Raw genomic sequence first — 17,815 nt, forward strand, 5'->3', positions numbered from 1 at the left:
ATGGATATTCGAAGTATACTTAACTAAGTTTGGTTAACATATCAATCTCATCATCTTATTTATGATCTTATTATTATATGCAAGCATGTACTAGAGATCGGATATCTACAAAAACACACCACCAGGATTATTCTAAGTCAAACTTTAGTATCTTAAAAACTTCCTTAAAATTCCTCATAAAACCCTTCGTTTACTATTCACATTTCATGTTAAAGGGTAATCTTTTTAGATCAACATGTAAACATAGGGTTAATATACTCATTATAGTTAACAAAACATTAACAATAGGGGCTTGTGTGTTGTTAGAAGAATGTTTTAGTGTTGGTTTCATGTCAATGTCACCTTTTATATCAATGTCAATTCGCAGGCTCAGTTTGTCCTTAAATACCGATAAAGTTCATTTTGTTGATACTGACTATATAAATTTCTATCATGACATGCAATATACAACTTAAATTGTACATTCTATACTAAATTAATACACATAAGTAGATCCGTAGCAAGTGAATGGGGAATAGGAGCGAACCTCTTCAAAATATTATGATTGTGCTCCTATATCCTTACATACTGTTTTGTTTATTGAACAATACTAAATCTACATTAATATTATTTTACTTTTTACTAGTTTTTATACATGATAATTACATTTTGGACGTTACTATGTGTATTTTCCGTTATATACCTGGATTATATCCTTATAACTTATTTACAAAATAGCTTTATTTCCTTATCATTAATATTAAGTAGCCTAATTTGTTAATCTCATAGCAACTATCAGTAGTGCTACTAACATAATATATATATTCCCATTAACAAAACATTACCAATTTGAAATGTATAATTGGTAATAAAGTTACTAATTCAACTGGATTTTATACCAAACGTTAATGTTTTGTTAACAAGTATATGTTTACATGTTAATTTCATATTTCATGTAATTCACTGGATTGGTAGGAATTTTTACAAATATTATCGAAATACTAGTTAACATGTTAATTTCAGCTCACATGTTAATTATAATTAGTTGTTTATGAGTTGATTTTTGAGGAGGTAGTTACAATGATTGAGCAAAAAAATGAAAAACAAGACCATCAAATTAACGATGATGATATATTAGATGATAATGTTTTCGAAAAAGCATGGCGGATAACAGAATTCTCAAAACTAGTAGGACGTCATCATAATACAGTTTATAATTGGTTCAATATCCTAGAAGAAAAGGGACTTCATGAAACTTTAAGAACTCAAAATACAAATGAAAAACTCTATAATGCTTTAGACCTTGAAATTGCTCTATTTATAAAGCAGAAAAGGGATGAGAAATGGTCTTTAGATGCGATTATTGACCTTTTACCACACCAGTTTGATTTAAGACCAGTGTCACCAGAACATCAAACAAATGAGGTATCCACTGAATTAAACCTTCAAGCTACTGCAGAAATTATTGAAAAAATGGTAACTAAACAGTTAGAAGAAAAAATAAAACATATTGAATCTCATTATGAAGAGAAGGTAGAGAGTATATTAAAACAGTTACCACAACCAGAAGATATAGAAGCGCTAAAATTACGCCAACGCCAAGATAGGCTTGATAATTTTATTATTGAGCATAGAGCACGCCAGGAATTAAGAAAACAAGCAGAGAGCTTATGGAATAATAAACCTGAGGAAGAGCGTACTAGAAAAGCAGGCTGGTTTAAAAAAGAGGAAGATTTGAGTAAAAAACAACTCTTCATAGAGCAGTACATACAAGATAATATTATTGAGCATATAAAATCTCTTATGAATTCAGTAGAATAATAAAAAAGTCTGGAACTTAGTCCAGACTTTTTTATTATTTTGTAGTACCAAACATCTTATCTGGATCTAGAAAATCTGCTAGATCTTCATCTTCATTTGCTCCAGCATTATTATTTTCTTCGTCACTACCCATATCGATAAAATCTCCAAATGCAAAACCTAAATCCTCATCCTCATCTATACTTTCAATCGTACTAATTTGAGACTTTTTATACTGAATTTGGCTTTGTCTTTCTTTAAACTCATTAAATTCTTCAACTAAACCTTTAGATAATCTCGATGGTAATGCATCAGTTTTATAGAACGTATATACACTTCCTAAGAAATCATTCTTACTTACCAAATATCCATTAAAGACTGTTCCATTTATAGGTAAATTATTTGAAACTTCTACCTTAGCGTCATCCATAAAGGAATCATTAATATTCTTTTGCTCATCTAGGATAGCAAGCATACCAAAATGATGTACTTTTGATGCTTCAACAGAGCCATCATCGTTCTTCTTCATCAAATCAATTGGGGGATGGAAAGAGCTTCCTCTTAATGATTCTTGAAACATTTCTATAATTGCATGGCTATTTTCTATTTGATTCATATTACGTGAAACCTTATTAATTACTAAACAGCCCGTTTTCTCAAGTAAAATACGTTTAAAGTCTTGAGAATCCAGTATTACAGATGTACCAGATCCATTAGCAGCGGTATTTAACTCATGAATAATTTCACTAATACGTTGATTTGCATAATCTCGTGAATTAGCGACACCTTTTTTCTCATTTTCATTTAATTCCTTAAATTCATCGTAAAAATGCTGGTTATCAGCAAATACTACAAATGCCACACCTTTTGACTTATCATTGGCTAATTTCCAAATTTCCTGTGAAAATTTATTTACTTGTCGTAATACATCAGGCCCATCTGCTCGGACAGGAAGAGTTACAACAATCCCCATTTTAATAAAGTCTTTGCGCTCAATAGCATTTTCAAAAGCTATTCTCGCAAACTTTGCTTGATTCGCCTTGATCTCAGCCATTGGATATAGCTGCGCAACTTTTTGTAATTCTTGTCTGATTACTGGCTTGTTATGAAAAGCCGAAAACTCTTCAATAGCCTTAATGATTGTAGAAGTTCCAGTTCCTCCACCTAAACCTGCAAAAAATAAAACAAGTTCATCCGAAGGTCTTACACGTTCAGTAATAAATTCTTTTAGCTTTTCTTTTGCTTCCTCATTTGAATCAAGGACTTTTACTGCACGCTCAGGATTCTTACCTAAACCACCTAATTTCAGTGAAACTTGATTACTCTTTGGTACATTTTTTAATTCAGCTAGATCTCCATCATTACTATTTAGTGCTAAGCAATTATATACTGCTGTACCATCTGTATGTGTATATTCCGCAAATTTATCTACCATTCTAGTACCAGCTTGACCAAAACCGACCATCGTCATTTTAACTGCCACTTCATTCTTTAAGAAGTTTTTTGCCATTATTTTATCTCTCCTTATTTATCTTTTTTCTTTTCCCTAACTCAATCAGTACTTGTTGCCCTCTATAAGTTGAGATCAAAAATTTATATGGGTGCATGGTTTTTTCATAGATTAAAGACATTGATGATAGCGTACTTACACTTATTTCAGCTGAACGTCTAGATATATTCGTACGTTCAACCTCTAATGAATAGGATTTTCCCTTTTTTTTCTTTACTCTCCTATCAATAACTACATTTTCCACTATTTCATTAATAGATATGCCCCTCATGTACTTCGTCTCTTGAAATTGTTTATTTACTATGTTTCCTATGTATAGAAATACACTATAGAGTATCTCATCTTGTTCAAGTATATCAGCAAACATGTTTACTACTTCATCTGCAAACTTGATTGTTTGATATTTTTCACTTAAAACTTCGTTCAAGTTGTCCCCCCCTTAAAACACTGGTTAATTATTCCTAGAAACATAGTACATCATTACACGTCGTATATCAAGTCATTATAAATAAAACTTATATATAGGACTTATATATAAGTTTTATAAAGATAAAATTAGAATTAATCTATATTTTATAAGGGTTTAAATGTACGACGTATATATAATGCGTATACATGTTATATCAATCTTAAACTTCATGTGATTTACATTTCAACAAAGATCATTAAAAAATCCAGATTAAAATTTCAAAAAAATGATTAAAAACCGCCTATTTTCCCAATATAAAAATCCAAGAAAAACTTATACATCGTATATATAAGTTTTATATATACGATGTATAAGAAAATGCTTTTATATCAATATCAAAACAAAAATCTTATTATCCAATTAATATAAAAGTTGTATATAAGACTCTTATATACAACTTTTATATAAAACGTATATGTACAGCTTACATAATCCACCTTCATTTTCCGTAATTTTCTAACATCTTATATTGGTCGTGTGTATTTATATTACTAGGGAGATTTCAAGACGTTTTTATAGCAATTCACACTAAGGTTTGCTTTATTAACTAGCTGTTTTAACAGGATTTATTACTTAAAAGACCGCTCATTGTTAATGTTATGTTAATGCACTGTTCTTCACTTAGTACTTGTTAGTTCACATTATTATATATGTTATAAGAAAAATTACCCTCTGTTCCTCATTTGAATTCAATTCCTTGTCAATTTCATTCATTCCTTGAAAACCGGTAGAAGAGGTTGTTAATTTCATATAAACAGCATCAATACCCTCAATATTCAACATATTAAAAAGAGAATACTAAGATAAATCAACTGTGACATTCTAAAAGTAGTAGGCTAACAATCACATCACTACTATGAAAAATAAACATTTCTTCAAGCTAGATTATTAATAGTGAGATCTCATCTTATTAACATCAAAGTGATATTTACATTACAATAAAAACTTTTGTAATGTAGTAGGAATGATGATAGCAATTATAACCTTACATAAAATTAACAATTGGTTAATTTTATCATTTCAGTTAGGATTACTCCTTTTCAACGAAGCAAAAGGGGAAGTAGTTCAAGTGACTAAAATCTATATGTTAAGTACCTGTAGACATATTTCTAACTTATTTTTGATTTGGTAGAAACAATTAATAATATTTATCTTAGTGAATTCATGATTCTATACAATAAAAAACAACTAAAAGAAAAAGTTGGAATTTTAAATTGAGCCAATATCAGAATTCTGAAAGAGCGCTTCATCACATATAAAAAGTTGAATTTCGAGTTAAAGATAGAGAAAATTACTCTTTAGTATCAATAAGCCTTTTTATAATTCTTGAATAATTTTAATCAATTAAAATTATATTTTTACTATCTAATAAATGTTAGGACGTCATAACATTATTTTATAAATGGAATTCCATTATAACTATTGTTAGGTGTCTAGTAGTAGCTCGTCCTAACAAAACAAAGGATTTAATAGAGCCTTATAAATCAATAATTTATAAGAGATTTATAAGAGTAGTTATCATCTCAACTTCGATGTACAAAATGAGGTATCTCTAAAGATTAAAAATCTCTTATTCATTTTTTCTTGTTTTACAACTATCACATCAATGTAATAGTATATTAAAAATAATAAGTATTTAATTTAAGTTTAATTCAATATAAGAGGTGTATGTATTGTCCGGAAAAGTGTATAAATATAGAAGATCAGGTACCAAAAAACATTTTCACTTAAAAGAAGCTGACATATTTGTCTTTACAGTTTTATATTACAAAAGAGCACTTACAACAAGACAAATCACTCAGTTATATAGTGCATTTGAGGGAAGAGAATGTTCTGAAGCTAGCATATTTACAAAGCTTGACCGTTACTCACAATATGGAGCTATGCTAACTAAAAGAATAGATAAAAAGGCTGACAGTATTACGAAACGTGCTTTATTTTCCTTAAAAGAAAAGACAATTGAATTCTTAATGGAAATAGGAAGAATTTCTGAAAAAAGTTCAAAAAGACGTTACTCAAGAGCAACTTCTTTTCACACAATGTGTTCACGTGAGGTCATGATCCGTACTCTTTTAGCGACTACAAAGAAGACACAAACCAATGAAATATTATATGAATTGGATATTCGTTCTTTTTACCAGAAAAAAAATGTGAAAATTGAGGACAACCAATTGGCCTTGATTCCTGATGAACATATTTCATATCAAGATAAAAATATCCATATTGAGATGGATATGTGTAAAGAAACCAATTCTACCTTAGTTGAAAAAGTTGAGAAGTACATAGAATATACAAAAAAAACAAATGAAGATGTAACGGTTGTCTTTGTTATGTACGACAAATCAATGTTCCTTGCAGAAGATGCAGAACCGCCATACGTACGTATGAAAAATCTATTATTTTCTATGCGGAAGTATCATGAACTATTAATGAATATATCAAATCTAAATGTACACATTTGCTCATTGAAAGATGCTGGAGATGTTATTTCAGATATCATTCTAGGAACAGACGATAATCAAAACTTGGAACAAGATATTCTTTTTCCTTTATCTCAACGTACGATAGGAGATGTCAATTGGCGTTACACATTTGTCGAAAAAATTCAAACGTTTAAAGAATCAATAGATGGTGGCCTTCGACGAACATACAGGAGAGATAAAGATTCTATTCAAGATTTCTTTTTTATTTTTGGAAATGAAAATGATTACCGAATGATTGCAAGATTAGATGATGTCGTGTTTTCAAGAAGGGATGGAGATGAAGGCGTTCCGCTTGTAGTTATCTATCCTAAACGTGAAAATCCTAGGGATATTCTACTGATGGATACTTATGATAATGTACTACTTCTATCCATTCAAAATACAAATATAGCAACCGATGAACAGATCATGGTACATGCTGCAAATAACGTTAATCCGAAAAGACGTAAACTTGTAGAATTATATTAATCGTTTATTTTTTATATACTCTTATATAATTTTATTGATTTTTATTATTTAAGGTGATAGAATAATGCTTGAACTAAACACTCAAAACTACAATCAAATCAGAACATATGAAATTAAGGCAAGCGACACACGCTGTTTTTACAGTGGGTGTCGCTTGCCTTTTTTTGTATGGAGAAAGGTGGAAGTGGAAAATGACAATGAACTTACAATTTGCAACAACTACTGGGGGAGTGCTCTCAGCAAGAGAAGCATTTAAAACTCCAGAACTAGTCCTTAAACATATTACAGAAGGGGGAGCTAAATTTTGCGTTTCCCTACAAGATATCAAAATCCCAGGAAAGCCTAATTATTATTGGTACGATGTAATAATTGAAACTGCAACGAATAACAAACTAGAGATAAATATTGCCGTACTTTCTCAAGAAGAATATAACCAATTATGTGAAGGAGATAGTATTGACTTATATTTAAAACAAACTGAAGATGCAGCGAAGTTCTTTCTAAAAAAATCAAAGGAACAATTCAAGCCAGAACTTCATAATCGTTTTACATTACACCATAAAGCTCAACTATATCTTTAAAAAGTAGGTGAACCTTTATGGAGACATCTAAGCAAAGATTACCATTATACACTACAATCGCCTTAATTAGCGGATTTATCCTTTCATTTGGATTTGGTGTAGCAAACTACATACAGTTACTCTACTATGCATTTGAACCACCGTCTTATCCTATAGAAATTACATATGTACCACTATTTTTAATGTTCTTCTCTTTGCTATTAGGAGAATTTAGTTTTAGGTTCTACAGCCGTATCCCAGCTTTACAATTTCAAAATGGCAAGTTATTAATTTTAATTGCTTCTCATATTGCAGTAGATATTCAGTTTTTATGGTTTGCAACTACTCCTATCCATGCGAAAGTTATTCCTTATCTTATGAATAAAGCAAAACATGTTAATTTTGGTGAGTATCAAGCAATAGGGGATGTATTAACAGGAAATTTCCATACACTCACCATGATATTTGTATTCTTACCGACCGTATTTATGATTTTGTTTAGTCTTTGGTATAGTGGCCATATTGTCCGTTACAGAGAAGAAATCTTAAAGTGGGTACAAAAATACGAATATAAAAATCATAAGTTGCAAAAGTGGTTTAATAGCCAAGAGGAACAAATATACCCTGATGTTGAGATAGGGCCTCATATTAAGCACAAAGAAATGATTCGAATCAAAGGGAAAGATAGAACCCTAAATGGAATTATTATTGGTCCTATTGGATCTGGTAAGACATCTAGTTTAATTATTCCAATGATTAATCAAGATTTACACTGGATGGTACGTTTTATTAATAAGTTTGAAAATACGTATAAAAAGAATAATTATGATACAGAAGAAGTAAAAGGAACATTTTTAAATGGGATAACTGTTATTGAACCGAGTAATGATTTATGTCAAAAGGTATTTAAGTTAGTACAAGCACACAAAATTCCTGAAAGTTCAATTTATTATATCGATCCCACAAATCCTGATACCAAAAACATTAATATTTTACGTGGACCAGTTGATAAGGTAGCAGAGGTTTTTGCAATGGTTATCCAGGGTTTGTCGGAATCTAATAATGCATTCTTTGAACAAGCCCAACGGAACCACCTTAAGCAACATATTTATTTATTAAAACTACATAACCCACAAAAAGATGTGACCTTTGATGACTTAATAGATATGTACGACGATGTAGAACGTGTACACCGTATGCACAAACTATTAAAAGTACAGGTAGAAAAATTATATGATTTTGTTCAAAGTGGTGTTGCTTCACGTGACCAGAAAAACGAATATAAGATTATAAAAGGTATCGATGAATGGTTCGATAATACCATTCGTGAAAAAATGGGTTTCCAAGGGGAAACGGCCGTTTATAAATCTGGAAAATATCGTGGAAAACCAATGCATTATGACCGGGAAGAAGAATATGTAAAAGGTTTGCGTAACATCTTAAAAGATTTAGCCTCAAATGTTTTAATACGACGTGTTTTATTTGGAAAATCAGATTTTGATTTTGATGTTCACCTAGAGCAAGGTGGTATTTTACTAGTAAATACAGCCAAAGGAGAACTTGCAGATCTTTCTAATGTACTAGGAAAATTCGTATTACTAAGTATGCAAAATGCTGTATTCCGAAGAGAACCAAATATTTCACCATACCATCATATTATTGTGGATGAATTCCCTGATTATGTTGTGCGCCCGTTCAAAGAGTTCCCTGCACAATCTCGTAAATATAAAGTCATTCTGACAATTGCAAGTCAAACACTATCTCAATTAGCTTTGGATTTCACAGAGCAGTATATGTTTACTTTACTAGGTTCGTTCCGTAACAAGATGATATTTGGTGATGTAACACCATATGATGCAAAAATTTTCTCTGACATGTTTGGTGAAACAGAGGAATTTAAAGAATCCGAATCTGAACAAGGGATTTCTCCTATGCAAGAGAATCCCGTTAGTCGCTTAGGTTCGACATATCAAAAATTAAAAGAAGTCGTTATGTCACCAGGAGATATCATGGCACAAGGTGCCTTCATTTGTGCTGCACGTATTGTACAAGACAATCATGTACAACCTGTACAACAAATTACTAGTAACTTTGTACCCAAAGAAGAATTTGCTCAAGCAATCATTCAAGTAGAGATTAAGTCTGGACAATATTGGGAAAACGAACGTCTTCGACTCATTGAAGAATCTATCGCAAAATCAAATCCTATGAAACATGTAGATGTAAATAATATAAAACAGATAGAATCATTTCCACCTATGCATGGTGATAAAATAGGCCAAAATAATTCCATAGAAACAAACAATAAGAACCAACATGTTGTAGAGTTAGAAAATTATAAAGAACACAAGTCCGAATATGAAACAAACACCGTAGAAAATGTAACTTTTCCTGATTATTCTACGGATGTCAGTCAACAGGGACATGTTATTGAAGAAACTGAAAATAAGTTGTATGAAGAAATTAAGGCATTTGTGATCGAATCACAACAAATCTCGCCATCTCTTTTGCAAAGAAAATTCAGAATCAGCCATATAAAGGCTGTACAATTTATTGAGAAGTTAGAACACAATCAGGTTGTGAGCACTTACACTGGGAATAGCCCTCGTAAAGTTTTAATTTCAAAAAATAATAGTACGTCAATATTATCAAAGGATTCTCAAATCAATACTACTCTTTCATCTAATACAGATTTAGATAATACGACTTCACGAGAAAATAGCATTCCAAACGAAGAGACAGAAGCAAAGCAAGAGGAAACAGGCTTCTTTAAAGACATCCTATATGATGATGTAGTAGCCTTTGTTAAGGAATCAGGGAATGCTTCTATACATGCACTACAGAACGCATTTAAAATCGATTATACACGTGCTTCAAGATTACAAGATGCCCTACAACGGAATGGCGAGCTGCCGAATATAACAAAGGAGACACATATGGAAATTGTAAGTCCTAAAAAAAATATGGAGCTAGCAGAACGGAAGAAAGAGGTATCTAATACTATGTTGGAACCAAAAAGGGATATAGATTACCCAATTCATTTAGGAATTCCTGTTGAGACTGATCCATTGCAAAAAAAGCTTCTAACAGAGGGACTTATAACTACAGTATTAGAGGAAGCAAAAATAGATATGAAAACTAATTTGAAACCAGCTACAAAAACAGTTAATCCCACTAAAGAAAATAAACTCGATGAAGAGGTTGCAAAAGTTTACGAATCTATTAGCATTACTGTTCATCAAAACTTAGAAAAGAATTTGGTAGAGAACACTAGAAATAATGAAGAGCAGCCTGCATATAAACATATGAGCTATAAAGAATGCCAAAAGGGCTTAAAAGCCAAACAAAAAAATAAGTATAACAATACAATTTCACTATTTAACAAAAACCAGCAACAAAAGAAAAATACATCTAATGTAATGAGTAAGGAATTAGATGATTTTTTTGATTAATACCTATAGAAACCTAAAAAACTTTTTATTCAAGATTTTATTTTCAGGAAAAAGCTAGCTTAAAATAGGAGAAAAGGTTAGATATAGTATTTTAACTTTTCCCTTTTCAAAAAATAAAACTTGCACAATTCATATAAAAACGTTATATTTTAATTAATAATTATACAAATAAAACATGACTTACGTGAAGGACACACCTTACGTACCATTCCAACGGTACAGGTGTGTCCTTTTTTACGTTCTAGGAGGAAAATATAATGGTAGAAGATAAAGTAAATACTCATATTACAAAAGAGCTAGGGATGGTATTTGAACCTGATAGCACGCTAGAGGCAACCTTTATAGAAACAACTTTCAATCAATTTGAACGAATACGTGAACATGAATTGGAAGAATTAGCTCGTATGAAACGTGAACGTACTGTAGGGAAAGGCTTAATTACTGTAGTATCTGAAAAATTATTCCCAACTAAAAACGGGACATCTGAGCGGATACAAGTACTCACAATGCAAATTGGTACTCATACGACAGCATATTGTCCAATTACAGAGGCAGGTATAAATATACCTAAAAATCCTCAATGGCTGATAGGTAGAACAAAACCTGTTATTATTGAGCATTTCCAAAAAACTGAGGAGGGGAACTTTGCTGTTGTATCTATCACGGCAGGAGAACTTGCACTGCAAAGAAAATTATATGAAGAAATAGTAGAACAAGAGGGGATTAAAGTATACACAGGAACGGTTTCTGGACATATTCCATCTGCACAAACTATTCTGGTTGAAGTTCATGGTGTAACAGTTGGAGTAAGATACTCGCAATGGTCTCATTCATTCGTCCGCTCGACGGATATTATTATTGGTGATGTTGTAGAGCTTATCATCGATAAAGTAGTGGAAAAGAATGGGCGCTATGAGTTTAGAGGAAATAAAAAGAAACTAGAAACGGATCCAATGGAAAAACTATTAGAATTAAACAAACGACGTGACCGCTTTGTAGGTAAAATTGTAGGTGTAGATGCTATTGCTGGGATTTTCGTAGAAGTTGCACCAGGTATTCAGTTTAAAGGGCTAAAGGGTCGTAATCTGGCAAATCCAACCATGGATGACGCAATAAACCAAACAATTGTTACATGTGAGCTGCTTAATATTGATGCTAAAAATAGAAGAGGAACTGTACGTATCCTAAATTATCCGCAAGGCCAAAGTAAAAAATCTAATTCATCAATTTACCAATTTTAATGGATGATTATGCGTACAAGAGAAAAACAAATGTCTACTTATATTCCTTCTATTCCTCATTTATCAAGTGAGGATGTACAAGGACTTCAAATATATCGGATACATGATTTGGATAAAACCTATGTATTCCACTCTTATGACGAATTAGTTAAGTTTAAGCAGCTTTTAACAGAGGAACAATATGCTATACTCAATTTCATTGGTGTTCATACATCTGTTCGGTTTAATCATTTATTATATCTATTCAAGAATAAATTTTCACGGAAGAAAATTAATAATGCACTTCAAGGATTACTTTACTATCAATTTATAGAAAAATGGCAAGTAGAAATTTTTGATATGGAAATCTTTGAAGAAACATATACCTTATCCAATAATGGATTTAAACTACTAAAATACTGGCAAGGGAATATGTTCTTCTTTGCCCCAGAGCGTCTTGACAATCATGGTAAATATGTTCATCTACGTTATTGGCATGACATAGACCTACTTTGTCATTTACGCTACGCTCCTTCATTTTTAGGTCATATTATGCATCCATCTATTAGTAAAGGGGTTTTTACCCCTTCTTTAAGTTTTATAGTAAATGGAGGAAAAGAACGTAAATTTAACTTTGTTGTATACTCCACCTTATTATCTGATCAAAAGGATCGATTAAAGCGAATACTTGCTAGATGGCAGACTTTTGTAGAGTCAGGAAAAGATGTTATTATGCAGGACTTAGGGAATAACCCTACAATCTTAGTTATTTATGTTTCTACTAAAAAACAAGCAAAGAAAATTAATAATGAACTATTACTTGATTTAATTCCTGGTAAAGTATTGTTATGCATAGGGGAATCTTTACATTTTCAAGGATTACAACACGCTTTTTATCAACCTCTTGCAGAAGGGGAGATTAAACAATTAGATACAAAGCTATTTATAGAAAACTAAGCCACCTTACAAGCTTTCGCTTCAAGGGTGGCTTGTTTATTTTATAATTAGCTTGGAATATTCAAAAAAACTTAACAAAATTAATAATCCTGTATCTACCTCTATACAAAGCAAGGATTTTGCGAAATAATATTCTTTGACACCTGTTAATAAAATAACATTATATACAAATATAGTTATTTCATTGAAGGAATATACAAGAAAGGAGTACTATATTGCTACGTATACAAAGAGGGTACATGTACGATCCTGATAATAATGAGGTAATAGTAAATGAAATTTTCTATGATGGTACATCAGAAAAAAAGTTAGGCAGTAAAATGGGGATATTTGATCCAGTTAAAGTACCTATTGCTATTTTTGAAAAGGTCCAGGAAAACGAAAGTATGACCTATATGGAAAATGTTGAAGTAGAAGAAAAAAATATTAAGGAAATACTTTGTTATTTAGTTCAAAATCAAAAGCCCGAAAAACTATATTTTGAAATACAGTACATGAAGTAACACCAGGGCCTGAATATAAGAGGGGATTTATAGCAGGGGAATCAGGGGCATTATTATACGATACATGTGGGATCTGCATATAAACTTCCTTCTTATCCCTGTTCTATTGAAAACAATTGAATATAATATAAAAATGGTTTAATATAAATCTATATTTATTGTTTAATTGATTCCGTCTATTCCCACGCCCTATGTGTTGTGGTTGAGTTTTAGAAACAAGTTATATTTTTGTTTCAATTATGAAAGGGCTTCTTTGAGCCGATTAGTGTATATATAGCTTATTTTGCTATGCACGTTTTAATCGACTTGAAGAAGTCCTTTTTGTGTTGTCTTCAAGTTAGGAATCATTTATACATAAACCTTTAGGACTAAAAATATGCTAAATGAGAAAGCACAAATTTTGTGCTTTTTGTTTAATTTAGGGGAGAGATTATATGAATTTTTACAGAGTATAGCATAAAAAAATATGGATAAAACGCACATGTTTCGTGATTTTCATTTAGAAAAGAGGATATTTATGATGAAATATGAACATGCAATTACTTTAGATAAGCCAACATTATCAATAGGGGAAATCATTTAAAACTTTCAAAAGAAAAAATTAATTAAAACGTTAAATGTTATGAACTTACTATCTATAAAATCAAACCTTTATATTATTGCAAATCACTAAATTTTACTATTAGGTAAGATAATAAGAATCAATTCATAATGGCATTCGAAAGAGAAGAACAAGGGAATCTAAATATGTAAAGTACTTGTTGCAATGCTAAAAGCACAAGGAATTAGAATATGAAACTTGAGAGGAGTTATATAATATGATTACAGTTAATCGAGGATACATGTATGATCCAGATGATAATGAAGTCTTAATTACCGAAATTTACTATGAAGCTGCTACAGATACTAAACTAGGAAGTAAAATGAATAACTTATCTTACTCAGCCATTCCTAATGAGATTAAAGAAAAAATAGAAGCAACTGCTTCATTATCCTATGTGGAAAGCATTGAGATGTCTCAGCCATTAGCTGTCGTATATCAAAATGAAATTAACATGTATGGAAAACCAGAAAAATTATACTTTGAGTATACAAACATTTAAAAAGAAAAAAGACATTGAACAGTTGGTTTCAATGTCTTTTTTCCTTTTAAACTATAGAGAAACAAAGGTTAAGGCTTTGTTTGGCATCCTATAGTGTTTTAGGTGTGTTATACTTATATTTATAAATTATAATATTTAGTAGAATGTTAGTTTGTTTGCTACTATTCGATATATATAACTGGAGGAAGAATTATGTTTTTTTTTTAAAAGGCAGTATGTGGTATTTGTGATACAAAGGTTGGTTTAAATCGTTATAAAATACTAAAATCTGATGCATGGCTATGCCCAGATTGCTTTCATAAAGCAGGTGGCTTGGGTGTTGTAAGTGTAAGTACGGACACTATCGAAGAATTGAAAGCTACAATCGATGCAAGGGTAGCAAAACTTGCTGAGGATCCATTGTCATGCGCTGAAGGAATGTATCAATTCTGTATAGATAATAAATTCGGTTCTGGCTTTAATGAAAAGTGGGGTGTAAAACACTTCAAGGTATTAGAAGATAACTTGATGAATGGCGAAAAAATTCATATGACTTATATCGGAATGCACGATTATCAATCTACAACAAAGCATGATGGTTATTATGCCTACGCCATAACTAATAAACGCATTATGTTCGGACAAAAAACAATGACTGGTGAAAAATTCAAAGCAGTAGATCATGAAAAGATAAATGATATATCTTTTGAAATAGGGATGTGGTTAGGCTTTCTAACAATTGATACTCCGCAAGAAAAGATCAAAGTTGCGTTAGATAAAGATTCAGCAAAATCCATTAATAATCATATCCATCAAGTTCTAGATGCTTTAAAAAGCAAACCTACTGAAGCTCAACCACAAGAAGTATCTGCTCCAATATCAACAGCAGACGAATTAAAGAAATTCAAAGAGCTGTGCGATATGGGTGTTATTACAGAAGATGAGTTTAACGCCAAAAAGAAGCAGTTACTTGGTATATAAATACAAGATAAACAAGGCAAGTATATTAGAGGGAAAAAGACATTGAACGTATTTGTTCAATGTCTTTTTTATTACACTGCAGAGAAGCATGTATAATAAATATTGTAAATGAAATAGAAACTGCACCCTATATGAATTATTGGCTAAACTAGAGTTTCTTTTTAGATGACAGTTTATTAAATTTTTAGCGATAAAAGCCAATAATTTAAAATTGAGACACCCTTTCTTCTTATAATCTGAATAATAATTTTTGTTACCTAGGGTAAGGATACCAAGTTGTTGAGGAGATATTAATAAAAGTACGAATTTGCCCAAAATCATCATAATATTGCGTGGAATAGGCTACGTGTGCTTGACAGGATAATTCTTTAAGCTACAATCAGATGATACAATATCCCGCCATTCAGTAAGGAACCCTCCATCTTTAGTTAAATAAAGAATCTGAAAAACCGTATTCCACACTGCTTCCCCAAGAGGGTCATGTTGTTATTTAGGATGCATGATAAACTAATTTGATTACCCTTATCAGAATTTAGCATAACTGTACCAGTAATGTTAGATATAAGAACATCACTTTTATCCCCAGTACTACTGTTGAATACAATCCAGCCTGGATCAAAGTATGTTTTAGTTAAGCGGTTATTATCCGCTTCAGCAATTTATAAGACTGTTTCTTTTGGTTCAAATCCCTTGAACTACCCCCACTTTCACTTCGTTTAGAAGTGAGGGATTCCTAAGTAAAGAGTTCTATCGAACTCTAATTGATTAGGCTAACCCCGCAGTCCTTGCGGTTAGAAGCTTTATCGCTTCATTCTTTAGATTGATACTTGCGTTAATATCCCTATCATGGTGTGTACAACAAGAAGGACAGTCCCATTCACGTAGGTTTAGATTTTTAACGTCTTTATTTTGATATCCACAACAAGAACATAATTGGCTAGAAGCAAATGTTTTCGATACGACAATGACTTGTTTGCCATACCATTTTGCTTTGTATTCCAACATGGATCGAAATTGTGACCAAGATACCTCACTAATTACTTTTGCTAACTTATGATTCTTTAACATATTTGATACTTGCAAATCCTCTATACCGATAACATCGTGGTTTTTGATGATTTCAGTTGAAATTTTGTCCAAGTAATCTTTTCTAGTATTTGATATGTATTCATGAATTCTAGCTACCTTTACTCGTTGTTTATTCCAGCGAGAAGATCCTTTCATTCTTCTAGAAAGAACACGCTGTGCTTTCGCCAACTTATCTTCTAATGATCGGAAAAACTTCGGATTTTCATAGTGTGTCCCATCCGACAAAATAGCGAAATCTTTTAGTCCTACATCTATTCCAATATAAGAATGTGTTTTCGGAAGTTCTTGTACTTCTATTTCAACTAATAGTGACACAAAATATCTACCAGAAGGGTTCCGTCTAACAGTCGCATTTACAATACGCCCCTCTACTTCGCGACTTTTGGCAAATCGAACAGGGCCTAGTTTCGGCAACTTTATTTTGTTCCCTACAACGGCAATGTTTTCGTTTGTTTGTTTTGTGGTATAAGATTGTACGTTGTTCTTCTTAGATTTAAAGCGCGGTGCGCTGTTTTGTTTTTTAAAAAAGCGTGTATAAGCATCCGCAAGGTTGCGAATAGACGACTGAATCGCAATACTATCCACTTCTTTGAGCCAAACAAGCTCTTTCTTCATCGCAGGTAGTTTGGCAGAGCATGTACCATAGGTCAAGCCTTTTCCTGTCTCTTTGTATGCTTGATCCCATAAGGATAGGAAATGATTGAATACAAAGCGAGAACATCCAATCGTTTTGTTGATTAGAATTGCTTGTGCCTGATTTGGATAGATACGAAACTTATAGGCTTTATTCATCATTATTTGATTCACCTCCATTTCGGTATATGACTATTATACACCAAACGTATATTCGATAGGTAGTGGAGTAACACTTTCTGTATGTCGAACAATTAAGATGGCTTCCTGCCATCCCTTGTTCGAAGCCAATTCATCTCCCACCTACTCACTGGGCTGTGCCCCTTCACGCTCCTTGAGGAAGGAGTCTTCTTGGCTAAAATAATAAAATATCCCCTCTTACCCAATTATATACTCATTGCATGAATGTATTTTTGTTCTAGTAAATTGGATTTAACTATTTTTAAAAATTAGGCAGTATTACTACTTTACTTAAATTTAAAATACATAAATTGTCATGAACGAATTATTATTTTGAAGGAGATGAAATATTAATGCATATAGTTCCGTGTTGTCATCTACAGGTGTATACATCATTTACACCAAATCCTATGCAGTATATTCCATATGGGTCATGGGATAATTTTGTA

At 31.7% G+C, this 17,815-nt stretch carries 12 protein-coding genes; 9 read left to right on the forward strand and 3 right to left on the reverse strand.

What is annotated here, in order from left to right:
* Positions 1–1,059: 1,059 nt before the first annotated feature.
* Positions 1,060–1,800: a MerR family transcriptional regulator gene (locus MR107_RS25520; protein WP_065705194.1), complete on the forward strand. Its 741-nt coding sequence runs from the start codon at positions 1,060–1,062 to the stop codon at positions 1,798–1,800.
* Positions 1,801–1,834: 34 nt separating this feature from the next.
* Here the strand turns inward: MR107_RS25520 and MR107_RS25525 are convergent, their stop codons facing one another.
* Positions 1,835–3,289, reverse strand: a complete 1,455-nt coding sequence (locus tag MR107_RS25525) for an FtsZ/tubulin family protein (protein WP_001097029.1) — start codon at positions 3,287–3,289, stop codon at positions 1,835–1,837.
* 4 nt (positions 3,290–3,293) lie between these two features.
* Positions 3,294–3,716: a hypothetical protein gene (locus MR107_RS25530; protein WP_001006726.1), complete on the reverse strand. Its 423-nt coding sequence runs from the start codon at positions 3,714–3,716 to the stop codon at positions 3,294–3,296.
* 1,715 nt (positions 3,717–5,431) lie between these two features.
* On the opposite strand from MR107_RS25530, the gene MR107_RS25535 reads away from it, so the two are divergent.
* The 8 genes from MR107_RS25535 (at position 5,432) to MR107_RS31755 (ending at position 15,464) form a co-directional block, all read left to right on the forward strand.
* Positions 5,432–6,709 (forward strand): replication-relaxation family protein, encoded by a 1,278-nt coding sequence (locus MR107_RS25535; protein WP_000015595.1) that lies wholly within the window; start codon positions 5,432–5,434, stop codon positions 6,707–6,709.
* Positions 6,710–6,816: 107 nt separating this feature from the next.
* Positions 6,817–7,290, forward strand: a complete 474-nt coding sequence (locus MR107_RS25540; protein ID WP_242292866.1) for a hypothetical protein — start codon at positions 6,817–6,819, stop codon at positions 7,288–7,290.
* A gap of 17 nt (positions 7,291–7,307) precedes the next feature.
* Positions 7,308–10,721, forward strand: a complete 3,414-nt coding sequence (locus tag MR107_RS25545) for a DNA translocase FtsK (protein WP_149216792.1) — start codon at positions 7,308–7,310, stop codon at positions 10,719–10,721.
* A 257-nt stretch (positions 10,722–10,978) separates the two neighbouring features.
* Positions 10,979–11,962 carry an RNA-binding protein gene (locus MR107_RS25550; RefSeq protein WP_242292867.1) on the forward strand — a complete coding sequence of 328 codons (984 nt, stop codon included), beginning with the start codon at positions 10,979–10,981 and terminating at the stop codon, positions 11,960–11,962.
* Between the two features lie 9 nt (positions 11,963–11,971).
* On the forward strand, positions 11,972–12,898 hold the full coding sequence (locus MR107_RS25555; protein ID WP_002183132.1) for a hypothetical protein: 927 nt from the start codon (positions 11,972–11,974) through the stop codon (positions 12,896–12,898).
* Between the two features lie 215 nt (positions 12,899–13,113).
* Positions 13,114–13,401, forward strand: a complete 288-nt coding sequence (locus MR107_RS25560; RefSeq protein ID WP_002183131.1) for a hypothetical protein — start codon at positions 13,114–13,116, stop codon at positions 13,399–13,401.
* A gap of 818 nt (positions 13,402–14,219) precedes the next feature.
* Positions 14,220–14,504: a hypothetical protein gene (locus tag MR107_RS25565; RefSeq protein WP_000633813.1), complete on the forward strand. Its 285-nt coding sequence runs from the start codon at positions 14,220–14,222 to the stop codon at positions 14,502–14,504.
* Positions 14,505–14,726: 222 nt separating this feature from the next.
* Positions 14,727–15,464, forward strand: a complete 738-nt coding sequence (locus MR107_RS31755; protein ID WP_242292869.1) for a PH domain-containing protein — start codon at positions 14,727–14,729, stop codon at positions 15,462–15,464.
* A 765-nt stretch (positions 15,465–16,229) separates the two neighbouring features.
* On the opposite strand, the gene tnpB is transcribed toward MR107_RS31755, so the two are convergent.
* Complete coding sequence (tnpB, locus tag MR107_RS25575; protein WP_242292868.1) at positions 16,230–17,348, reverse strand: IS200/IS605 family element RNA-guided endonuclease TnpB; 1,119 nt, start codon at positions 17,346–17,348, stop codon at positions 16,230–16,232.
* Between the last annotated feature and the right edge of the window lie 467 nt (positions 17,349–17,815).

It is taken from the genome of Bacillus cereus group sp. BfR-BA-01441 (assembly GCF_022663075.1).
GTDB classification, from domain to species: Bacteria; Bacillota; Bacilli; order Bacillales; family Bacillaceae_G; genus Bacillus_A; species Bacillus_A cereus.